Source organism: Actinocorallia sp. A-T 12471 (assembly GCF_033875155.1).
Lineage (GTDB): Bacteria > Actinomycetota > Actinomycetes > Streptosporangiales > Streptosporangiaceae > Actinocorallia.
Genome location: NZ_JAWZTE010000002.1, coordinates 58,179 through 75,337, shown reverse-complemented (window position 1 = coordinate 75,337; position 17,159 = coordinate 58,179). Strand labels below are relative to the sequence as shown.

The 17,159-nt window shown below is 68.2% G+C and carries 21 protein-coding genes, 4 tRNA genes and 1 pseudogene; 16 read left to right on the top strand and 10 right to left on the bottom strand.

Features of this window, described 5'->3' with window-relative positions:
- The first annotated feature begins 140 nt into the window (after positions 1-140).
- Positions 141-629: a Scr1 family TA system antitoxin-like transcriptional regulator gene (locus R9X44_RS05500; RefSeq protein WP_319812873.1), complete on the top strand. Its 489-nt coding sequence runs from the start codon at positions 141-143 to the stop codon at positions 627-629.
- Positions 630-772: 143 nt separating this feature from the next.
- Here the strand turns inward: R9X44_RS05500 and R9X44_RS05495 are convergent, their stop codons facing one another.
- Both R9X44_RS05495 and R9X44_RS05490 read right to left on the bottom strand, forming a co-directional pair.
- Complete coding sequence (locus tag R9X44_RS05495; protein WP_319812872.1) at positions 773-958, bottom strand: DUF397 domain-containing protein; 186 nt, start codon at positions 956-958, stop codon at positions 773-775.
- A complete protein-coding gene (locus tag R9X44_RS05490) occupies positions 955-1,560 on the bottom strand; it encodes a DUF5753 domain-containing protein (protein ID WP_319813574.1) in 606 nt (201 codons plus the stop codon). The genes R9X44_RS05495 and R9X44_RS05490 overlap by 4 nt, the downstream gene beginning before the upstream one ends.
- 384 nt (positions 1,561-1,944) lie before the next feature.
- On the opposite strand from R9X44_RS05490, the gene R9X44_RS05485 reads away from it, so the two are divergent.
- From R9X44_RS05485 to R9X44_RS05455, 8 genes and pseudogenes are all read left to right on the top strand, one after another.
- The gene (locus R9X44_RS05485; protein ID WP_319812871.1) at positions 1,945-2,457 is read left to right on the top strand and encodes an ATP-binding protein; all 513 of its coding nucleotides are present in this window, start codon (positions 1,945-1,947) and stop codon (positions 2,455-2,457) included.
- A 223-nt stretch (positions 2,458-2,680) separates the two neighbouring features.
- The gene (locus R9X44_RS05480; protein WP_319812870.1) at positions 2,681-3,121 is read left to right on the top strand and encodes a hypothetical protein; all 441 of its coding nucleotides are present in this window, start codon (positions 2,681-2,683) and stop codon (positions 3,119-3,121) included.
- A 106-nt stretch (positions 3,122-3,227) separates the two neighbouring features.
- Positions 3,228-3,374, top strand: a complete 147-nt coding sequence (locus R9X44_RS05475) for a hypothetical protein (RefSeq protein WP_319812869.1) — start codon at positions 3,228-3,230, stop codon at positions 3,372-3,374.
- A pseudogene (locus R9X44_RS35710) lies at positions 3,371-3,685 on the top strand (Mur ligase domain-containing protein); the annotation flags it as partial. The gene R9X44_RS05475 and the pseudogene R9X44_RS35710, both read left to right, overlap by 4 nt.
- Positions 3,603-4,334: a glutamate ligase domain-containing protein gene (locus tag R9X44_RS05470; RefSeq protein ID WP_413774909.1), complete on the top strand. Its 732-nt coding sequence runs from the start codon at positions 3,603-3,605 to the stop codon at positions 4,332-4,334. The pseudogene R9X44_RS35710 and the gene R9X44_RS05470, both read left to right, overlap by 83 nt.
- Positions 4,335-4,431: 97 nt before the next feature.
- On the top strand, positions 4,432-5,499 hold the full coding sequence (locus R9X44_RS05465; RefSeq protein WP_319812867.1) for an ATP-grasp domain-containing protein: 1,068 nt from the start codon (positions 4,432-4,434) through the stop codon (positions 5,497-5,499).
- 26 nt (positions 5,500-5,525) lie between these two features.
- Entirely contained in the window at positions 5,526-6,068 is a 543-nt protein-coding gene (locus R9X44_RS05460) for a cysteine peptidase family C39 domain-containing protein (RefSeq protein ID WP_319812866.1), read from the top strand.
- Positions 6,065-7,441: a UDP-N-acetylmuramoyl-tripeptide--D-alanyl-D-alanine ligase gene (locus tag R9X44_RS05455; RefSeq protein WP_319812865.1), complete on the top strand. Its 1,377-nt coding sequence runs from the start codon at positions 6,065-6,067 to the stop codon at positions 7,439-7,441. Before R9X44_RS05460 ends, R9X44_RS05455 begins: the two co-directional genes overlap by 4 nt.
- A gap of 55 nt (positions 7,442-7,496) precedes the next feature.
- Here the strand turns inward: R9X44_RS05455 and R9X44_RS05450 are convergent, their stop codons facing one another.
- Positions 7,497-7,691, bottom strand: coding sequence for a hypothetical protein (locus R9X44_RS05450; protein ID WP_319812864.1), 195 nt, complete (start codon positions 7,689-7,691; stop codon positions 7,497-7,499).
- A 940-nt stretch (positions 7,692-8,631) separates the two neighbouring features.
- Between R9X44_RS05450 and R9X44_RS35705 the strand changes: the two genes are divergently transcribed.
- Positions 8,632-8,988 carry a tyrosine-type recombinase/integrase gene (locus R9X44_RS35705; protein ID WP_413774908.1) on the top strand — a complete coding sequence of 119 codons (357 nt, stop codon included), beginning with the start codon at positions 8,632-8,634 and terminating at the stop codon, positions 8,986-8,988.
- Here the strand turns inward: R9X44_RS35705 and R9X44_RS05445 are convergent.
- The 3 genes from R9X44_RS05445 to R9X44_RS05435 all read right to left on the bottom strand — a co-directional run bounded on the left by R9X44_RS05445 (position 8,962) and on the right by R9X44_RS05435 (position 9,966).
- Positions 8,962-9,033: transfer RNA gene (locus tag R9X44_RS05445), tRNA-Val, on the bottom strand. The two genes, R9X44_RS35705 and R9X44_RS05445, sit on opposite strands and share 27 nt — an antisense overlap.
- A 98-nt stretch (positions 9,034-9,131) precedes the next feature.
- Entirely contained in the window at positions 9,132-9,464 is a 333-nt protein-coding gene (locus tag R9X44_RS05440; RefSeq protein ID WP_319812863.1) for a hypothetical protein, read from the bottom strand.
- A 142-nt stretch (positions 9,465-9,606) separates the two neighbouring features.
- A complete protein-coding gene (locus R9X44_RS05435) occupies positions 9,607-9,966 on the bottom strand; it encodes a PGPGW domain-containing protein (RefSeq protein ID WP_319812862.1) in 360 nt (119 codons plus the stop codon).
- Between the two features lie 346 nt (positions 9,967-10,312).
- Between R9X44_RS05435 and R9X44_RS05430 the strand changes: the two genes are divergently transcribed.
- Complete coding sequence (locus R9X44_RS05430) at positions 10,313-10,732, top strand: SsgA family sporulation/cell division regulator (RefSeq protein WP_319812861.1); 420 nt, start codon at positions 10,313-10,315, stop codon at positions 10,730-10,732.
- A gap of 81 nt (positions 10,733-10,813) precedes the next feature.
- Here the strand turns inward: R9X44_RS05430 and sthA are convergent, their stop codons facing one another.
- From sthA to R9X44_RS05415, 3 genes are all read right to left on the bottom strand, one after another.
- The gene (gene sthA / locus R9X44_RS05425) at positions 10,814-12,217 is read right to left on the bottom strand and encodes a Si-specific NAD(P)(+) transhydrogenase (RefSeq protein ID WP_319812860.1); all 1,404 of its coding nucleotides are present in this window, start codon (positions 12,215-12,217) and stop codon (positions 10,814-10,816) included.
- 86 nt (positions 12,218-12,303) lie between these two features.
- Complete coding sequence (locus R9X44_RS05420; protein ID WP_319812859.1) at positions 12,304-13,113, bottom strand: aminotransferase class IV; 810 nt, start codon at positions 13,111-13,113, stop codon at positions 12,304-12,306.
- Positions 13,097-14,071 carry a chorismate-binding protein gene (locus R9X44_RS05415; protein ID WP_319812858.1) on the bottom strand — a complete coding sequence of 325 codons (975 nt, stop codon included), beginning with the start codon at positions 14,069-14,071 and terminating at the stop codon, positions 13,097-13,099. Before R9X44_RS05415 ends, R9X44_RS05420 begins: the two co-directional genes overlap by 17 nt.
- 158 nt (positions 14,072-14,229) lie before the next feature.
- Between R9X44_RS05415 and R9X44_RS05410 the strand changes: the two genes are divergently transcribed.
- From R9X44_RS05410 to R9X44_RS05400, 3 genes are all read left to right on the top strand, one after another.
- A tRNA-Gly gene (locus R9X44_RS05410) sits at positions 14,230-14,301 on the top strand.
- Between the two features lie 26 nt (positions 14,302-14,327).
- A tRNA-Cys gene (locus R9X44_RS05405) sits at positions 14,328-14,398 on the top strand.
- 9 nt (positions 14,399-14,407) lie between these two features.
- Positions 14,408-14,479: transfer RNA gene (locus R9X44_RS05400), tRNA-Val, on the top strand.
- Between the two features lie 303 nt (positions 14,480-14,782).
- On the opposite strand, the gene R9X44_RS05395 is transcribed toward R9X44_RS05400, so the two are convergent.
- The gene (locus tag R9X44_RS05395; protein WP_319812857.1) at positions 14,783-15,325 is read right to left on the bottom strand and encodes an NUDIX domain-containing protein; all 543 of its coding nucleotides are present in this window, start codon (positions 15,323-15,325) and stop codon (positions 14,783-14,785) included.
- Positions 15,326-15,483: 158 nt separating this feature from the next.
- Here R9X44_RS05395 and R9X44_RS05390 point away from each other — a divergent pair, with 158 nt between their 5' ends.
- A complete protein-coding gene (locus R9X44_RS05390) occupies positions 15,484-16,260 on the top strand; it encodes a universal stress protein (RefSeq protein WP_319812856.1) in 777 nt (258 codons plus the stop codon).
- Between the two features lie 59 nt (positions 16,261-16,319).
- Entirely contained in the window at positions 16,320-16,922 is a 603-nt protein-coding gene (locus R9X44_RS05385) for a TetR family transcriptional regulator (RefSeq protein ID WP_319812855.1), read from the top strand.
- Positions 16,923-17,159 lie beyond the last annotated feature (237 nt).

Here is a 17,159-nt window from a genome sequence, read left to right as displayed (position 1 = left end):
TCGCCTGGACGCTGAGCTGACGGGCCGGCAACTGTCCGAGCCGCACCGGAATTCATAACACCAAGATCAGCCGTATCGAGCATGCGCGGTCCAGCCCGACCGAGGGCGACATCAGGGCGCGGGCCGAAGCCTGCGGTGCGATGAGGGTTCTTCCCGAGCTGATCGCAGCGCATCGCGATGCCGAGCAGATGTGGACCGAGCACAAACGGGCCCTGAAAGTCGGCCTGAAGCAGGTACAGGCCGAGGGAGACATCTACGAGCGCACCAAGCTTCTGCGCGCGTACGAATCCAACCGGCTGCCCGGCATCCTGCAAACCCCTGGATACGTCCGGGCTCTCCTGGCCATGGGTGCCCGAGTGCACCAACTGCCCGAAGACGAAGACGTTGACGGAGCAGCCGCGGGCCGGCTCTCCAGAAAGCGACTGCTCACCCACGGCACCGGGTTGAACCGGTACTCCTTCGTCCTCGAAGCCTCAGCACTTGACCTCGCCATGGGCGGACGCGAAGCAATGCAGGAGCAGTTCGACTTCCTGCTCGCGGCGACCAGGCTCCCGCATGTCTCTTTGGGGATCATCCCACCCGGGAGCGAAAGGGAGATCTGGGCAGGAGAAGGCTTCATTGCAAACTAAATAAACTCCTGGCGCTCAGCGATGGCGGCTACCTACTGTCAGTGACATGTTCTTCCACGAACCCGCCTAGCTCCAGGAAGCCGCAGCCCGCCGTAGCGCCAGCAAACAAGGCCCCAGGCAACTGGGACCTTGTTTCTTCCGTCCTACAGGTCGCTCGCCTTGATCGAGGCGACAAAGGCGCGGAACTGGGGGGCGGGCACCGTGAGGTGTCCGGACTCGACGTGCTTGGAGTCGCGGAGTCCGACATGACCCGCGGCTCGGCCGACCTCCACGCAGTCCGCGTCTGCCTTGCTGTAGCTGGACTTTCGCCAGGCGATGGTCGCCTTCACATCGTCTCCATGTGCTCGCGGATTGTGGCCTTGGACGCCGAGACCGGCAGCGCGAGCGCCGACAGCCGCTCCCAGCGGAGTGCGAACAAGTCTACTTCCGAGGGGTCGGAGACGAGTCGCCAGCCGAAGGCGGCCTCGGTGTAGCCCAACGGGAGCGCCCCGGTGAACTTGAAGATCTTGAATGCTCCGTCGAGGCCCTGGTGAAGGGGGACGTCTTGCGGCACGACCCGGATCGTGACGTTCGGCAACTCGGTCAGCTCCAGGAGGTGGGCGAGCTGGCCGCGCATGATGGACGGGTTGTCCGTGGGCCGCATGAGAATGCCTGCGTCGATGAGGGCCCAGACCTGAGGCGGGTTGTCACGCGTCAGGATCTGCTGCCGGTCGAGGCGACGCGCGAGAAGTTTGTCGACGTCCATCGGTACGTCGGTCGCGCTGATCATCGAGCGGGCGTAGTCGGCTGTCTGGAAGAGGCCGGGGATGTATCCGGACTCCCAGACCTGGATCGCGTGTGCCCTCTGCTCGTGCCGTTCGTGCTCACGTCCCCAGTCGTCCGACGGCTCGCCAGACGCGAGGGTCACCAGGGCCTCGAATCGGGCGTGCACGTTGTCCAAGTTGTCCGTGTATCGGGGCCTGAGCGAAGCAATGTGTGCATCGAGCAGTTTGGCTTGGTCAAGCTGGAGAGGTCGTTCGCCGCTTTCCAGCCTGGAGATCATCGTCTTGTCGAGGTGGATGATCTCCCCGAATTCAACGCCTGAAAGCCGTAGTTCCCTACGGATAAGGCGCAGCTCAGCGGCTATCAGATTCCTCAGCGACAGTCGGGGGTCGGGGGGTTGTCTCCTGCTCACAAGGCTCCTCGGAAGTTGTCTGTGAGTTGTCAGAGTTGCACTGAACATGCTGCAACAGTGGACATATTAGAACCCGCAGCCGGATGCTGTCAGTGCTTCTCCATTCCTGAGAGTCCGTTCCAGAAATTTCGGAGGTGAGACGTGACCAGCGCAGCAGCCACATCCATCGAGGCGTCGCCGCACGTCTCGTTTCTTGAGGGTGGGCGGATCGAGTACCGGCAGGAGTTCCCCGCCGAAAGGGGCGTCGTCCGGGTCATCCGTAAGGCGGTCGGCATGATGTGCCAGGCGTGGAGCCTGCCGGAACCGTTGATCGAGACCGCGGAACTGGTCGTCTCGGAGATCGTGACGAACGCGGTCCGGGTGAGTCCGCCGGGCGAGCTGCTGCGGGCCACGGTGCGCCCCACGCTCGGGGGCGGCTTGTACTTCGACTGCGCCGATCGCGCTCGCGATGTCCCCGGAACACCGGCCATGCCCGATGAGGACGCCGAAGACGGCCGCGGCCTGGCCATCGTGGAGTTCCTGACCCCCAAGCACGGGTGGAGAGCCCTGCCCGGAGGGTGGAAGTCCTTCTGGTTCGTGTTGGAGCCCCCGATCGAGGAGGACGCCGTCACGAACGAGTCGACGGACACCGGTCCCGAGCCGCCCGTCTCCTGAAGCCCCTCCCGGCCGTGGGCCCTTTCCCGTGGCCCGACCCACGGCCGGGAGGTTCCAAGGGCTTCGGCTCTCCGACTGGCACGGAGGGCCGAGCGAACTCTCAAGGCGGCGATAGGGATGCCGCTTTGAGGAGGCCGCCCGTCCCACCTGTCGACGCGACCCCCGCGCGTCACGGGACGGGCGGCCACCCCCGACCGAACACCACTGTGAGGACGTCCGCACGATGCACACCCAGCAGCGTCAGGTTCACCAGACCGAGTCCGTCATGAGCCCGGACGGCCGTCAGGTCGAGATCGACGCCGAGATGGTCGACCTGGTCAAAGCTCTCTGGGTGGTCGGGCTCAGCACGGTCGCATGCTGCCAGAACGTGGGGGACGTCTACTGCGACGCCGACAGCGGCGTGCGGCTGCCGACCGCCGAACTCCGCCGCCGAGGCGACTTCTACCGAGGGTTCGCCTACCTGTGCATGCCCGAGGTGGACATGCAGATCCTGCTGGGCACAGCCGAGCCCCTGCGAGGCCCCGACTGGACGGCCGTGATCTCCCTGGAGGAGACCGGCCGCTGCGAGAACGCCGTCCTGCACTTCCCCTCCGCCCGGATCAACGACCTCACCCGGGTGTTCGCTGTGCCGGGCGCTCGCAGGCTCGGGTCCCCCACCCCCTGAATCGTCGTCCACACGGAACCCTCCGAGACCACCTGACCCACTCCAGAACGGAGCAGAAACGACCGAAACGGCAAGGAGCACCTGGACCAGCGGCGAACCCCAACGCATGACCGGGCCCATCGACCTGACCAACCCCCACCTCGTGGGTGCCGACGGCCTCGGGATGGCCCCTCTCGCCGAACTGCTGAGGGGAGCCGAGGCGATCGTCACCGGCTCCGACCCGCCTCCAGCGGCCACCGCGCCGAGAACGTGAACGGCCGCAGCGTTGTGATCCGCTCCTCGGCGATCGACCCGACGAACGTCGAGTTGGTCGCTGCCCACCGACAGGGCATCCCGATCGTCCACCGCGCACAGGCCCTCGACGAAGTACTCGCCGACCACCACTGGACCGCGGTCACCGGCACCCACGGGAAGACCAACACCGCGGCGATGATCCGCCACATCCTCGACAAGGTCGGCCTCGACCCGGCCTGGGCGATCGGTGGAACCCCCACCGGCACGCAGGCCGCGCACTGGTCGCCCCGCGAGGCCGCCGTCGCCGAGCTTGACGAGAGCGACAAGTCCTTCCTGCTCACCGAGCCGCCTGTCGCCCTGGTCCTCAACCTCGACTCCGACCACTTGGAGAACCCTTTCCTCCGGCCGCGTCGTCAAGCTGCCCGTCCTCGGCCGCCACCAGGCGGTCAACGCGCTCGGCGCCATCGTGGTCGCCGGCCAGTACGGCGTGACCGAAGCCGAGGCCGCCTCCGCGCTGGAGAGCTTCCCCGGGGTCGAGCGGCGCCTCACCACCACGACCCTCGACAACGGCGTCACCATCCTGGACTCCTACGCCCACCATCCGACCGCCATCCGCATGGACCTCGAGGTGGCCCGCAGAATCGCGGGCGAGCACCGGGTCATCCTGGCCCTCCAGCCCTCCGGCCTCACCCGCGTCAACCTCATGCACACCGAGATAGCCCTGTCCCTGGCCCAGGCGAACGACGTCGTCCTCCTGCCCGTCCACACCCGCTACACCCACGCCGACCACGACCACCTGCTCCCGCTGATCGCCGAGCGGCAGCAGCGCGTGTCCGCCACGGTCGGTGACCTGTCCGAAGCGGCCGACACGCTCGCCGCCAGAGCCCTGCCCGGCGACGTGATCGTCCTCATGGGCACCGGCGACGTCGCCGAGCTGTCCCTGCCGCTCCTCGCGGCCAGCTCCTCGGCGGCTTCCTGAACCGCTGTCCGCCGTTCGTCTCTCCGCAAGTTCACGCGGTCCCCTCGACAGTGAGGGTCGAGGGGGCCGCATCCACAGTCTACGAAGGAGATCCGGCATGCCCCGTCCCCTGATCGAGACCTCCGACGACACCACCATCCAGAACCAGCTCGACCTGCTACGTACATGGCACCAGCAGATGAACTCCGACCTGTCTGTCGCGCTCGTGTACGGCGGGGTATCGGAAGAGGACAGGCTCTACCTCAAGGAGAGCCCCGCCGAGCAGATCTCGGTCACCGCGCTCGCCAGCTCCCTGGAACACCTCGGCATCCGCTTCGAGATCCTCGATCCCTGCGAGGAGAGGTACGTCGCCAGCTTGACCCGCTTCGACGTCGTCCTGTCGAGCCTGCACGGCCCCTACGGCGAGGACGGCCGTCTCCAGGGACTCCTGGACTACCTGCGCAAGCCCTACTGCGGAAGTGGTGTGGCGGCGTCCGCGGTGGCCGCCGACAAACTCCTGTGCAAGCAGACGATGCGTGGCCTGAGCGTGCCGACGCCCCACTGGTGGCTCTGGAACGACGAAACCGTGCAGTGGACCAGCCGACCCGTCATGGTCAAACCCACCCTCGGCGGGTCCAGCGTCGGCATGAGCCTGGTCCACTCCTACGACGAACTGCGGCCCGCGCTCGAGAAGGCAGCGGCGATCGACGGACAGGTCATGGTCGAGGACTACGTCTTCGGCTCGCCCGTGACCGTGGGCCTGCTGGAGCTGCCCGACGGCCTGCTCGTCCTGCCGCCCCTGGCCATCGACGTACCCGACGCGGACTTCTACGACGCCGACACCAAACTCGACGCCGACCGCACGAGCACCGTCAGCTTCCGTCGCGCCGACCTCTCCCGCACGATGATCACCAGGCTGGAGCACTACGCCGTCAGGCTCTGGGACGGGCTCGGCTGCCAGGGCTCAGCCCGCATCGACTTCATGGTCGCCGACAACGCCGAACCGCAGGCCCTTGAGGTCAACACCAACCCGGGCATGTCCACCGGGTCGAACTTCGTCACCGCCGCCGAACTGTGCGGGATCGGCCACGCCGACATCGTGCTCGCGCTCCTCCATGAGGCGCTGACCCGCCCGCCCTACCATGGACCTCTGCCGGAGCCGTTCTTCGAGGCTGTCTCCGGCTGAGCCGAACGAGAGGAAGGCACCGCACCGTGTCCCAGGTCCATGACGTGCCGATGTGCCGTCAGCTCATCGACCCCGAGGAATGGGACCGGTGCGGAGGCTGGGCCCTCGGCGACCGAGTCAAGTGGTCCGACCGAGCCTGCGGTATGGCCTCCCTGCGGATGATCCTTCTCGCCTACGGGCACCAGGACGTGCCGCCGCTCACCGAACTGGTGAAGCTCGGCGTCAAGCGGGAGGCCTACATCGCCGGGCGAGGCTGGCTGCACGCGGGACTCGCGCACATCGCGACCGAGTTCGGTGTACCCGCAACAGCCGAGCCCGTTGACGCCGCTGACCTTGTCCACCGTCTGGACGACGCGCCGCTCATAATCTCGGTGACCGAGCGGTTCCCCCAGGACGGTCGAAGCGGCGGCCACCTCGTCGTCGCCCGCGGCCACCAGGACGGCCACCTCCTCATCCGGGACCCCTCCTCCTGGGGCCAAACCCATGACCGCGTCCCGGCCACCCGCGCGACCGCTTCCTACACCGGCCGTGCCATCACGTTCGCACCGATGCCCAGGAGGACTTCGTGATCACGTTGACGTTGGCCGAGATCGCTGAAGTCACGGGTGGCACCCTGCACGACGTGCCCGATCCAGAGGCCCGGGTCACCGCGCCGTCCGCCGTCGATTCCCGCGACGTGGTGCCGGGTGGCATGTTCGTCGCGGTCGGCGGGGCGCGGGTCGACGGTCATGACTACGTGCCCCAGGCCGTCGCCGCGGGTGCGGTGTGCGTGCTGGCGACCCGGCCCGTCGCGGCCCCGGCGGTCGTCGTCGACGACGTCATCGCCGCGCTCGGTGACCTCGCCCGGCATGTTCTCGCGCGCACCAGCGCGACGGTCGTCGCCCTCACCGGCTCCGCGGGCAAGACGACCACCAAGGACCTCCTGGCCCAGGTCCTCGCCCGTCATGGCGAGACCGTCGCGACCGAGCGGTCCTTCAACGGCGAACTCGGGCTGCCCCTGACCGTCCTGCGCGCCGATACCTCGACCCGCTTCCTCGTCTTGGAGATGGGCGCGCGCCACATCGGCGACATCGCCTACCTCACCACCCTGACTCCCCCCAAAGTCGGCATTGTCCTGAACGTCGGTTCCGCCCATGTCGGGGAGTTCGGCAGCCAGGAGGCCATCGCGAAGGCCAAGTCCGAACTGGTACAGGCACTCCCGGCCTCCGGCGAAGGCGGAGTCGCGGTCCTCAACGCCGACGATCGCCTTGTCGCCGCCATGGCCGAACAGACCACGGCGCAGATCCTGACCTACGGCACCGGCGACGAGGCTACGATCCGCGCCACCGACGTCTCCCAAATTGACGGCCGTGCCGCCTTCACCCTGCGCACCCCCACGGGCACCGCCCCGGTCACGCTCCAACTCCTCGGCCTCCATCAGGTCCACAACGCCCTCGCCGTCGCCGGAGCCGCCCACGCCGTCGGCATGAACGCCGCCGACATCGCCCAGGCCCTCACCGAAGCGAAACCCCTCTCCGCGGGCCGCCTCGAACTCATCGAACGCCCCGACGGCGTCACCATCATCAACGACGCCTTCAACGCCAACGCCGAATCCATGCGCGCCGCCCTCCACACCCTCACCACCCTCGCCAACGGCCGCCGCACCATCGCCGTCCTCGGCGAAATGCGCGAACTAGGCGAAACCGCCAAAGCAGCCCACACCGAAATCGGCGATCTCGTCGCCGACCTCGGCCTCGACGTCCTCATCACCGTCGGCACCGGCCCCAACATCAACGCCCTCACGAATACCACCACCGGCTCCACACCCCGCATCAAGAACGCCGAGACCCCCGAAGCGCTCCTGCCCCTCCTCAACGACCTGCTGCGCCCCGGAGACACCGTCCTGATCAAAGCCTCCAGATCAGTCGGCCTGGAGAACTTCGCAGACCTCCTCCGCACCTAAGTTCCCGATGCTCACGCAGCGGTCGGCCAGCACTTAACTGGCCGACCACTCACTTCTACTTCGGCTTCTCCCTGTCGAAGAAGCCGTGCACGAGCTGGGCCGCGGCAAGCGCCAGGGTTAGAGGCGCAACGGCCGGCGGCCACTGGAAGGCGATCGCACCGATCGCCACCGCGACGAGCAGGATGACGACGGAGTATCCCCACCGTCGCGGTACGGGCCAGCGCTGCGACGGGGGCTTATCGTGGAGCACGTGGTCTATCTCCTTCGGTTTAGGAGCCTGGAGGGACTACATAGGGTGGCTCCCGCTGCAACGGGAGCCACCCACACGTCAGTAGGTTCGTTCGATACTTCTTCTTGGTCTTATGCCCTGTACCTACCCCTTTCGCGGCGGTACCGGCAAGGCCGGATTACCTTGGCCGCTTCGAGCCTCCGGTATCTGGCATCAAAAATCCAGCGTTTCTCGGTTTGGAACATATGTGAGATTTGCGTCTCAGCCTCGGGTCGTGATGGCAGGTGGTCGGCCTGTGCGGGAGTAGCTAGTTCCTCAGGGAAACTTGCTACTTCCCAACGGGATACTCGCTCTGCTATGGCCGAGGTAGCCCTTGCCTGAGGGCACCGGGCTCATCGTGAAGGCCGGTGACAGGCTCTCGCAATGCGAATCCGCATGACTCGGTATGCGAATTCGCATAGCCGCAGGTAGAGGCCGGTCGGGCATGGCCAGCCCATGCAAGATTTTGCTATTTCGTTATCTTGCTGATTCGCTTTGGGGGTGAGGTCTTTCCGGCGTTTCCTGGTCGATTCCTTCGACCCCTCAGACTTGTACATTCCAGGAGAGGGTAGATGTACCTATCCCTCGCGCGGATGATGAATTCGCGACCCCTAACTCCTGTGTAGGCGCAGGTCAGGGCCTAGTACGGCGGCGTGCTCGGACCCGCACGCGGTCGCCTCAAAGTTGATGTTTGCCCAGCTCAGAGTGCATGAGATGGCACGGCCATGAGATGGGACCATGTCGCGGCGTTCATGGACGGGGAAGGCGGGCTGTCACAGACGTGGGGTTCGACCACGAGCGCTTCACCATCCACGTGTGGCGATCCGTGCGTGTCGACGGCGACACCAAGACGAGGAAGTCGAGGAGCACACTCGAAATCGCGAGCATGGTCGCCGACGCTCTCAGGGTGTAGTTCGCGAAGGTGGCGATCTGGGCCAAGCGAGCAGGTGCCGCTTGGAAGAATCTCGGGCTGGTGTTCTGCACCAGAACCGGAGGGCCGCTGGAGGCCGGCAACGTCCGACGGGCGTTCCGTGCGGTGACCCGCCGGGCCGGGATCGGGGAGGGCTGGACACCTCGGGAGCTGCGTCACTCGTTCGTCTCGATCATGAGCGACGCACGGATGCGGTTGAAGTGGTCGAGTCCGTCTTTGTGGCGGGAGTTGCCTGGCTGGTGGCTCCCGGGGAGGGCCGGGACACGGAAAGAGGGCTCCGGGAAAGTCCCGAAACCCTCTCCGACCTGCTGTTTTACCGGGTGGGCGATACTGGGTTCGAACCAGTGACCTCTTCGGTGTGAACGAAGCGCTCTCCCACTGAGCTAATCGCCCCGGTGTTGGCCGGGGGGCCCGGCAACGGGGTTAAGACTAGCGTGTTTGGGGGGTGGTTCGCACATTGGTTGGGGACGGGGGTGGGGTTGGGGTTGGGGCTAGGTGGTTAGGGTTCGGCAGCCTAGGGCTGAGGCTAGGGTGCGGGCGGCTGAGGCGGGGGTGGTGGTGGGGGAGAGGGGGCGCGGGTGGGGCCAGAGCCAGAGGTAGTGCCAGCCGGTTCGGGGGTCGAGGCGGCAGGAGACCTCCTCGCGGGCGTCGGCGCGGGTGACGGCCAGGCGCGCGGGACGGGTCGGGGAGGGGGGAAGGAGTTCGGTGGCGAGTTCCGGCCAGCCGCGCTGGATCGCTCGGGCGAGGTTGTCGAGGTGGGTCGCTGCGGGGTCGGCGGAGCCGGGGCCCGGCGGCTCCTCGGCCTCCGTGATGTCCATGCTCATAACGGTGACGGTAGAGGCGCGCGGGCACCCGGGTCCATGATGTTTCGCGTCGTTGCTCGCAAGAAACGCCGACACCGGAATCGGCTGCCGGGAAGGTCCGGAATATCGGATTTCACACCCCGGTCGCGACGGTGTGCGGGCGTCAGGCGGTGTTGATGCGGCTCCAGTCGGCGCGCCAGGGGAGTTCGAGGCCGACGATCCGGAGATAGGCGATCAGCACGGCGGCGGCGATGAGGCCGCACAGGACCGCGAGGGTCAGGTTCCGCCGACGGGCCCGTGGGTCGAGCGCCTTCTCCTTGGCCCGCTCCGCGGCCGCCTTGGCCTTGCTCAGGGCGCGCTGGGCCCAGACGAATTCGGTCGCCAGGATCGCGAAGCCGACGACGATGGCAAGGATCCCCGGTCCCGGCAGCACCATCATCAGCACGCCCGCCAACAGGACGGCGACGCCGACGGTGAAGACGCCGACCCGCCATGTCGTGTAAAGCAATGGATTGGAACGCATCACGGTACGGAAGCGTTCGAGGCGGCCCCCGCGGCCCTGGAGATCATTTTCCTGGTCAATCGCCACGGTTTCACCCTACGTGAAAGTCGAGTCCCGGGAGGTCGAAAACGCCCGCCGGGCGGTGGCAAACCTTACCCGGGAGTCAGAGTCCCAAGACCTGTCTGCCAGGCGTTTTCGCAGGTCAGCGTGGTATCGGTCACGCTCAGTCAGGGCCTCTCGTGGCCTGGTGCTGGGAATGTTCTGACGCGTTCTCGCAGTTACGCGTCATAGATCAGGGGGACACCCGTCATTGAGGCGCAGTCCTCATCCATGCTCGACGCACCGGGCCCGACGCGAAGGAATGGCGATGAACGGCAGCACCACCGTCTCCGCGGAGCTGGGCCTTCGGCTCGTCGTGCCCGACCGCTCCACCGTGCCCCTGTTGGCGACCCTCGAGTACGCGGCGGACGATCCGTACGCGATCAGGATGTCGTTCCACGTGGGCAATGACGATCCCGTCGAGTGGATCTTCGCCCGTGAGCTGTTGACGATCGGCATCGAGCGCAGGGCCGGGGACGGCGACGTCCAGGTGTGGCCCGCGGGCCCGGAGAACGACAGGACGCTGCACCTGGCCCTGTCGTCGCCGTTCGGGAACGCCCTGTTCGACGTCCCGTTGACGCCGATGGCGGACTTCCTGCACAAGACGTACGACATCGTGGCGGCCGGGCGCGAGTCGGAGTTCGTGGACATGGACGCCGAACTCGACCATCTGCTCTGGTCGTCCTGACACCCCTCGCGCAGACCGTGGAGCCCCGCGCCGGCCGTCACCACACCCGGCTCGCGCGGGGCTCCGCGCATCAGACGACGGTCACAGCTCGGCGGTGAGCCGCTCGATGGCCCGCATCTTGTTCATCGCGTCAAGGGCCGCGACCTTGTAGGACTCGGCGAGCGTCGGATAGTTGAAGACGGTGTTGACCAGGTAATCGACGGTTCCGTCGCAGCCCATGACGGTCTGGCCGATATGGACGAGTTCGGTGGCACCCGTCCCGAACACGTGGACGCCGAGGAGTTTGCGCGTCTCGGGGGAGACGAGCAGTTTGAGCACCCCGTAGGAGTCCCCGATGATCTGCCCGCGCGCGAGCTCGCGGTACCGGGAGACGCCGACCTCGAACGGAATCCTTTCGCGGGTCAGCTCGTCCTCGGTCTTGCCGACGAAGCTGATCTCCGGGACGGTGTAGATCCCGATCGGCTGGAGTTCGTGCATGTCGGCGACGGGTTCGCCGCACGCGTGCTGGGCCGCCAGCCGGCCCTGTTCCATCGAGGTCGCCGCGAGGGCGGGGAAGCCGATCACGTCGCCGACGGCGTAGATGTGCGGGACCTCGGTGCGGTAGTTCTCGTCGACCTCGATCCTGCCGCGCGCGTCGGCGCTGAGGCCCGCGGCGTCGAGGCACAGCTCCGCGGTCTTGCCCTGCCGGCCCGCCGAGTACATGACGCAGTCGGCGGGGATCTTCTTGCCGCTCTCCAGGACGGTGATCGCGCCGCGCGGCCTGCGTTCGACCGCCGCGACGCTCTCGCCGAACCGGAACGTGACGGCGAGGTCCCGCAGGTGGTACTTGAGCGCCTCGACGATCTCGAGGTCGCAGAACTCGAGCATGCGCTCGCGCCGCTCGACCACGGTGACCTTGGTGCCGAGCGCGGCGAACATCGAGGCGTACTCGATCCCGATGACGCCCGCGCCGACGACGACGAGGGTCTCGGGGACGCGGTCGAGGTGGAGGATGGCGTCGGAGTCGATGACGGTGCGGTCGTCGAACTCGACGCTCGACGGCCGCGCCGGGGAGGTGCCGGTGGCGATGACGATCTTCTCGGCGGTGACCTTCTTCTCCTCGGCCCCGGAGACGCCGACGGTGTGCGCGTCGAGGAAGCGGCCCGTGCCCTCGAACATCTGGACGTGGTTGCGGCTGAGCTGGCTGCGGATCACCTGGATCTCGCGGCCGATGACGTGCTGGGTGCGCATGCCGAGGTCGGTGACGGTGATGTCGTCCTTGACCCGGTAGCTCTGCCCGTAGAGTTCGCGCTGGTTGAGGCCGGTCAGGTAGAGCACGGCCTCACGGAGGGTTTTGGACGGAATTGTCCCGGTATTGATGCAGACGCCGCCGAGCATGTTCCTTTTCTCGACGACGGCTGCCCTCTTGCCGAGCTTGGCGGCGGCGATGGCGGCCTTCTGGCCGCCCGGTCCTGATCCGAGCACGAGGAGATCGAAGTCGTACACGGCTTCCAGTCTGAACCGGGACGGCCGCCGTAATAAGCCCTTTCGTGTAACAAGCGGCGCTCCGCGGGGGAACACCGCTTTACGGCTCAGGGATCGACGGTTTCGGCCGACCGGATGGCGAACTCGGCGGCGACGGCCCGGGTCAGCCCGCCGACGGGCAGCTCGCGGCCGTCGATCGAGGTGATGGGCTGGACGTCGCGGGTGGTCGAGGTGAGGAACGCCTCCTGGACCGCGCCCAGCGACTCGAAAGGCACGTCGGACTCTTCGGCGTCGCCCCACTCGAGCACCAGCGCGCGCGTGATCCCGGCCAGGCAGCCGCTGTCCAACGTCGGCGTGATCAGCCGTCCGTCTACGACGACGAAGATGTTCGAGCCTGTGCCCTCGCAGAGGTTCCCCGCGAGGTTCCCGAAGATCGCCTCGTCCGCGCCCGCCTCGGCGGCCCGTGCCAGCGCGATCACGTTGTCGGCGTAGGAGGTGGTCTTCAGGCCCGTCAAAGGCCCCCGCTCGTTACGCGGCCAAGGGACGGTCGCCACCCGCGAGGTCGGAGCGAACGGCTTCTGCTCGCCCGCGATCACGATCGTCGTGGTGCCCTTGTCTCCGCGGACAGAGCCGAGCGGCCCGGGGCCGCCGGTATAGGTGATCCGTAGCCGTCCCAGCTCCCACGGGTCGGCCTGGGCGAGGACCTCCTCGACGCCCTTGCGCACGAACCCCTCGTCCGGCTCCGGCAGGCCGAGGCCGCGCGCGGACACGGCGAGGCGGCGCAGATGCCGCGTCAGCGCGAACGGCACGCCCCTGACGAGCTTGACCGTCTCGAAGACGCCGTCGCCCACGGTGATCCCGTGGTCGACCACGCTGACGTGGTCGCGCCCGAGCTCGCCGTCAGTCCACACCAGCATCGGCAACCTCCAGTAGCCGTTCGGCCTTCAACTCAGTCTCCAGCCATTCTCTCGCGGGATCGGAACCCCAGGTGATGCCCGCGCCCGTGCCGAAGCGCACATGCCCGTCCTCGATCCAGAACGTGCGGATGCCGACCGCGAGCGCGGCCTTGCGCCGGTCGGCGTCGACCCACCCGATCGCCCCGCAGTACGGGCCGCGCGCCACCGGCTCAAGCCTCTCGATCAGCTCAAGGGCCGACGACTTGGGCGCGCCCGTGACCGAGCCGGGCGGGAACGTCGCGTCAAGGATCTCCGGCCAGCCCGCGTTCGTGCGCGCGCGTACGGTCGACACAAGGTGGACGAGCCCAGGATGCCGTTCCACCGCGCACAGGGAGGGGACCTCGACGGTCCCGGGGACGGCGACGCGCCCGAGGTCGTTGCGGACGAGATCGACGATCATGACGTTCTCGGCGTGGTCCTTCGGCAGGAGGTCGGCCTCGGTACGCCCGGTGCCCTTGATCGGCCCCGACGTGACGACGTCGCCGTCACGGGCCAGGTAGAGCTCGGGGCTCGCACAGGCGATCTCAAGGCCGGGGAGCTTGAGCGTCATCGCGTACGGGGCGGGATGGGCGTCGCTCAGCCGGCGGCCGAGGCCGGTGATCCCGTCGCGGACGGGCGCGGACAGCACACGGCAGAGGTTCGCCTGGTAGACGACGCCGTCGGCGATCGCCGCGCGGATCTCCGTTACGCCCCGCTCGTAGGCGGAACGGTCCAGCGAGCTGTGCCACGGTCCGGGCGCACGCCACGGCCCTTCCGGATGCGGAGCGGGCCTGACCCGCTCGAACCGGGCGCACGTCACCTTGCCCTCATAGGTGACGGCCACGGCCCACCAGCCGCGCCCGTCGAGCACCGCGGGATCGGAGGAGACCTCGGCCAGATCCGTGGCCAGCAGACCCCCCACATGGGCGAACGCATCCATACCCCTAGTTTCACGCCCAGAACCGACCACTCGCACCCGGATTACCCGGCTCCGCATGGCCGCGCGCCTCCGGTTTGGCACTCGGCCCGAGAGTTGGCTATGGTTTTCCACGTCGCCACGGACCGGCCGGGACAGCCGGAAGGGCCGGGGCAAGACACGCGGAAGTGGCTCAGTGGTAGAGCATCACCTTGCCAAGGTGGGGGTCGCGGGTTCGAATCCCGTCTTCCGCTCGGAGCGGCCCTGGAGGGTCGATCACGGTGGAGTGGCCGAGAGGCGAGGCAACGGCCTGCAAAGCCGTGTACACGGGTTCAAATCCCGTCTCCACCTCGTTATCCCGGACGATTAGCTCAGCGGGAGAGCGCTTCCCTGACACGGAAGAGGTCACTGGTTCAATCCCAGTATCGTCCACGAGCCGGCTTCCGCTGGTCGCTTTTCGCTGTCGCTCAAAGCTCCCGGCGGGCCGCTATGTCTATCGGGGGGGCGACCCCCCGAACCCCCCGATGTGGGGGCTCCGCCCCCACGCCCCCGTTACGGTACGGGGGCTTTTTTGTTTTTACCGGGTGTTAGGAGTTGGGGGTTTGCCGTCCGCTCGCCTGGGTACGGCAGGGGGCAGGATTTGATCAGGGGTTTGCGGGTGGCTGGGGTTGGCGTGGTTCGGGGGCTGGGGTGTGTGGTTCTTTGGCCTCTGGGAGTTTTCTTGTGGGGTTGGGGTTAGGGGTGGGCTAGGGAGAGGTAGTGGGTGAGGGTGGAGGGGAGGCTGGGTTTGGTGGGGGTGCCGGAAGTGATGAGGGTGTGGAGGGCTTGGGGGGTTAGCCAGTGGGCTTCGATGAAGTCGGCCTCGTTGTAGTGGGGGGTGGTGTCTGTTGTGTGGAGGTAGAGGGCTTGGAAGAAGGGCTTGGTGGGAGTTGGGGGGATCTTGGTGAGGAGAGTTAGGTCGGAGGGGGTGATTGTCAGGTTGAGTTCTTCGGTGAAGCCGCGTAGGGCGGCGTCCTCGTAGGACTCGCCGGTGGTGACGTGTTCGCCCATGCTGTAGTCGAGCGCGCCGGGGGCGAGCTTCTTGGTGTGGGACCTGCGGGGGATCCACAGTTCTCCGCTGGAGTTGCGCAGGAAGCAGTCGACGACGCGGATGTAGGCGCCGTGCGGTGCGCGGTGCGGGAAGGAGCTGCGGGGGATCTGGCCGATGACCTCGTCGGACGAGTTCACGAGGTCGAGGATCTCGGTGTCGTGCGGGTGCGGGGACGTGTCCCGGCTCATGTGGGCGGCCTCCGGAAGGGGTCGGCGGGTGCGGGCCTCGGCAGCCTAGCCGCGCGGGGTTCGCGCGCGCCGGAGGTCCCGGCGGACGGGGGCGGAAGTCGGGTGTTCCTGGCGGTGTCAGGGGGCATGGGCGGAATATGGCGAGTGAGCGTAATGGTGTGGTGGTCGTCGGGACCGACGGGTCGGCGGTGGCGGCGAACGCGGTCCGATGGGCGGTGCGTGAGGCGGCGCGGCGCGGCGGCGGGCTGCGCGTGGTCCGGGCGGCGGACCCGTGGGCGTCCGGGGAGGGCGGCGACGTCGCGGGGCGCGACCTTGTGCTGCGGGCCGCCGTGGCGATGGTCGGCGGGCAGGGCGTCGAGGTGACGACCGCGCTGCTCGACGGGCCCGCGATCCCCGCGCTGCGCGAGGCCGCCGACGGCGGCGACGTCCTTGTGCTCGGGCACCGGGGCGCGGGACGCGTGTCGGAGTTCCTGCTGCTCGGCACGACGAGCCTCGGCGTCGCGGGGCACACCGCGCGGCCCGTCGTGCTCGTGCGGGGGCACGACACGGGGGCGCGCGGCGCGGTGGCCGTCGGGCTCGCGCCCGGGAGAGGGGTGGAGGCTGAGGAGTTGGCTTACGGGTTCGCGGCCGCCGACAGGGCGGGTGCGGAGCTGCGGCTTGTGCGGGCGCTGCCGTCGCGCGGTGTGGTCGAGGGCGACCCCCTTGACGATCTTGAGGAGTTGCTGACGCCGTGGCGTGAGCGGTTCCCGGGGGTGCGCGCGGTGCCCGTGCTGCACTTCGAGGAGCCGCAGAGCGCGCTGCTCGAGGAGTCGCGGTCGGCGGACCTGCTCGTCATCGGGCCAGGCCGCCGCACAGACCTGCGGCCGTACCTGGGGTCGGTGAGCGGCGCGGTGCTGCACCACGCGGACTGCCCTGTCGCTGTCGTCACGCACTGAGGGCCGATGGATATGTACGGGTTACGGCCGGTTGTGGCCTACCCCGTAGGATCGACGGGGTGAGCGGAGCTGTGCGCACCAGTACCAGGGACATCGCCCGCGCGGCGGTCAGGGCGGAGCTTGCCGAGGTCGCCTTCGACCTGTTCGCCCGCGACGGCTTCGACAACGTCACCATCACCGAGGTGGCCGAGGCGGCGGGGGTGTCGCGCAGTACGTTCCTGCGCTACTTCGACAGCAAGGAGGACGCGGTCCTCGGCGCGCTCGACGCGCAGGGCATGGCGGTCGCCGACGCGCTGCGCGAGCGCCCGGCGTCGGAGGACGACTGGACTGCGCTGCGCAACGCCCTTGCGACCCTCATCGAGCCCTACGCGAGCGACCCGGAACGCACCCTCGCGCTGACGCGCCTCGTGCGCGACACGCCGTCGCTGCGGGCGCGTCAGCTTGAGCGGCAGCACGCCTGGCGGCCGCTGCTCGCCGAGGCGCTCGCGCAGCGCGCCCGTGCGCGCTCACCGAGGCTGCGCGACGCGGTCCGCGCGGCCGCCGCCCTCACCTGCCTGAACGCCGCGGTCGAAGCCTGGACCGGCGGCGCGGACGGCCGCGACCTCCGCGCCCTCCTGGACGAGGCTTTCGCCTCCCTCACCGTCCCCCGCCGCCCCCGCTGACCCCCCACCCACCCGCCGGGCAACGCACCCCACGTTCCGCACGCCGCGCCTACAGCCCCGCGACCGCGCTCCTGAGCGCCGCCCTTGCTGACGTCCCCGCCTAACACACGGCCCCGCAACGCTCCCCACGTCCCGCACGCTGCGTCCCGCACGCTGCGCCCCGCACGCCGCGCCCCTGACCGCCGTCCCGCGAGGTGCTTTGTGCGGTGTGGGTGTGGGGCGGGGCGTGATCGTCGC

Excerpts from the sequence above, each read along its gene's own strand:
- R9X44_RS05500 (WP_319812873.1), top strand. The coding sequence starts at position 141 with ATGAGGGTTCTTCCCGAGCTGATCGCAGCGCATCGCGATGCCGAGCAG.
- R9X44_RS05480 (WP_319812870.1), top strand. The coding sequence starts at position 2,681 with ATGCACACCCAGCAGCGTCAGGTTCACCAGACCGAGTCCGTCATGAGC.
- R9X44_RS05475 (WP_319812869.1), top strand. The coding sequence starts at position 3,228 with ATGACCGGGCCCATCGACCTGACCAACCCCCACCTCGTGGGTGCCGAC.
- R9X44_RS05465 (WP_319812867.1), top strand. The coding sequence starts at position 4,432 with ATGCCCCGTCCCCTGATCGAGACCTCCGACGACACCACCATCCAGAAC.
- R9X44_RS05440 (WP_319812863.1), bottom strand. The coding sequence starts at position 9,464 with ATGAGCATGGACATCACGGAGGCCGAGGAGCCGCCGGGCCCCGGCTCC.
- R9X44_RS05435 (WP_319812862.1), bottom strand. The coding sequence starts at position 9,966 with ATGCGTTCCAATCCATTGCTTTACACGACATGGCGGGTCGGCGTCTTC.
- R9X44_RS05430 (WP_319812861.1), top strand. The coding sequence starts at position 10,313 with ATGAACGGCAGCACCACCGTCTCCGCGGAGCTGGGCCTTCGGCTCGTC.
- R9X44_RS05420 (WP_319812859.1), bottom strand. The coding sequence starts at position 13,113 with ATGCTGGTGTGGACTGACGGCGAGCTCGGGCGCGACCACGTCAGCGTG.
- R9X44_RS05415 (WP_319812858.1), bottom strand. The coding sequence starts at position 14,071 with ATGGATGCGTTCGCCCATGTGGGGGGTCTGCTGGCCACGGATCTGGCC.
- R9X44_RS05395 (WP_319812857.1), bottom strand. The coding sequence starts at position 15,325 with ATGAGCCGGGACACGTCCCCGCACCCGCACGACACCGAGATCCTCGAC.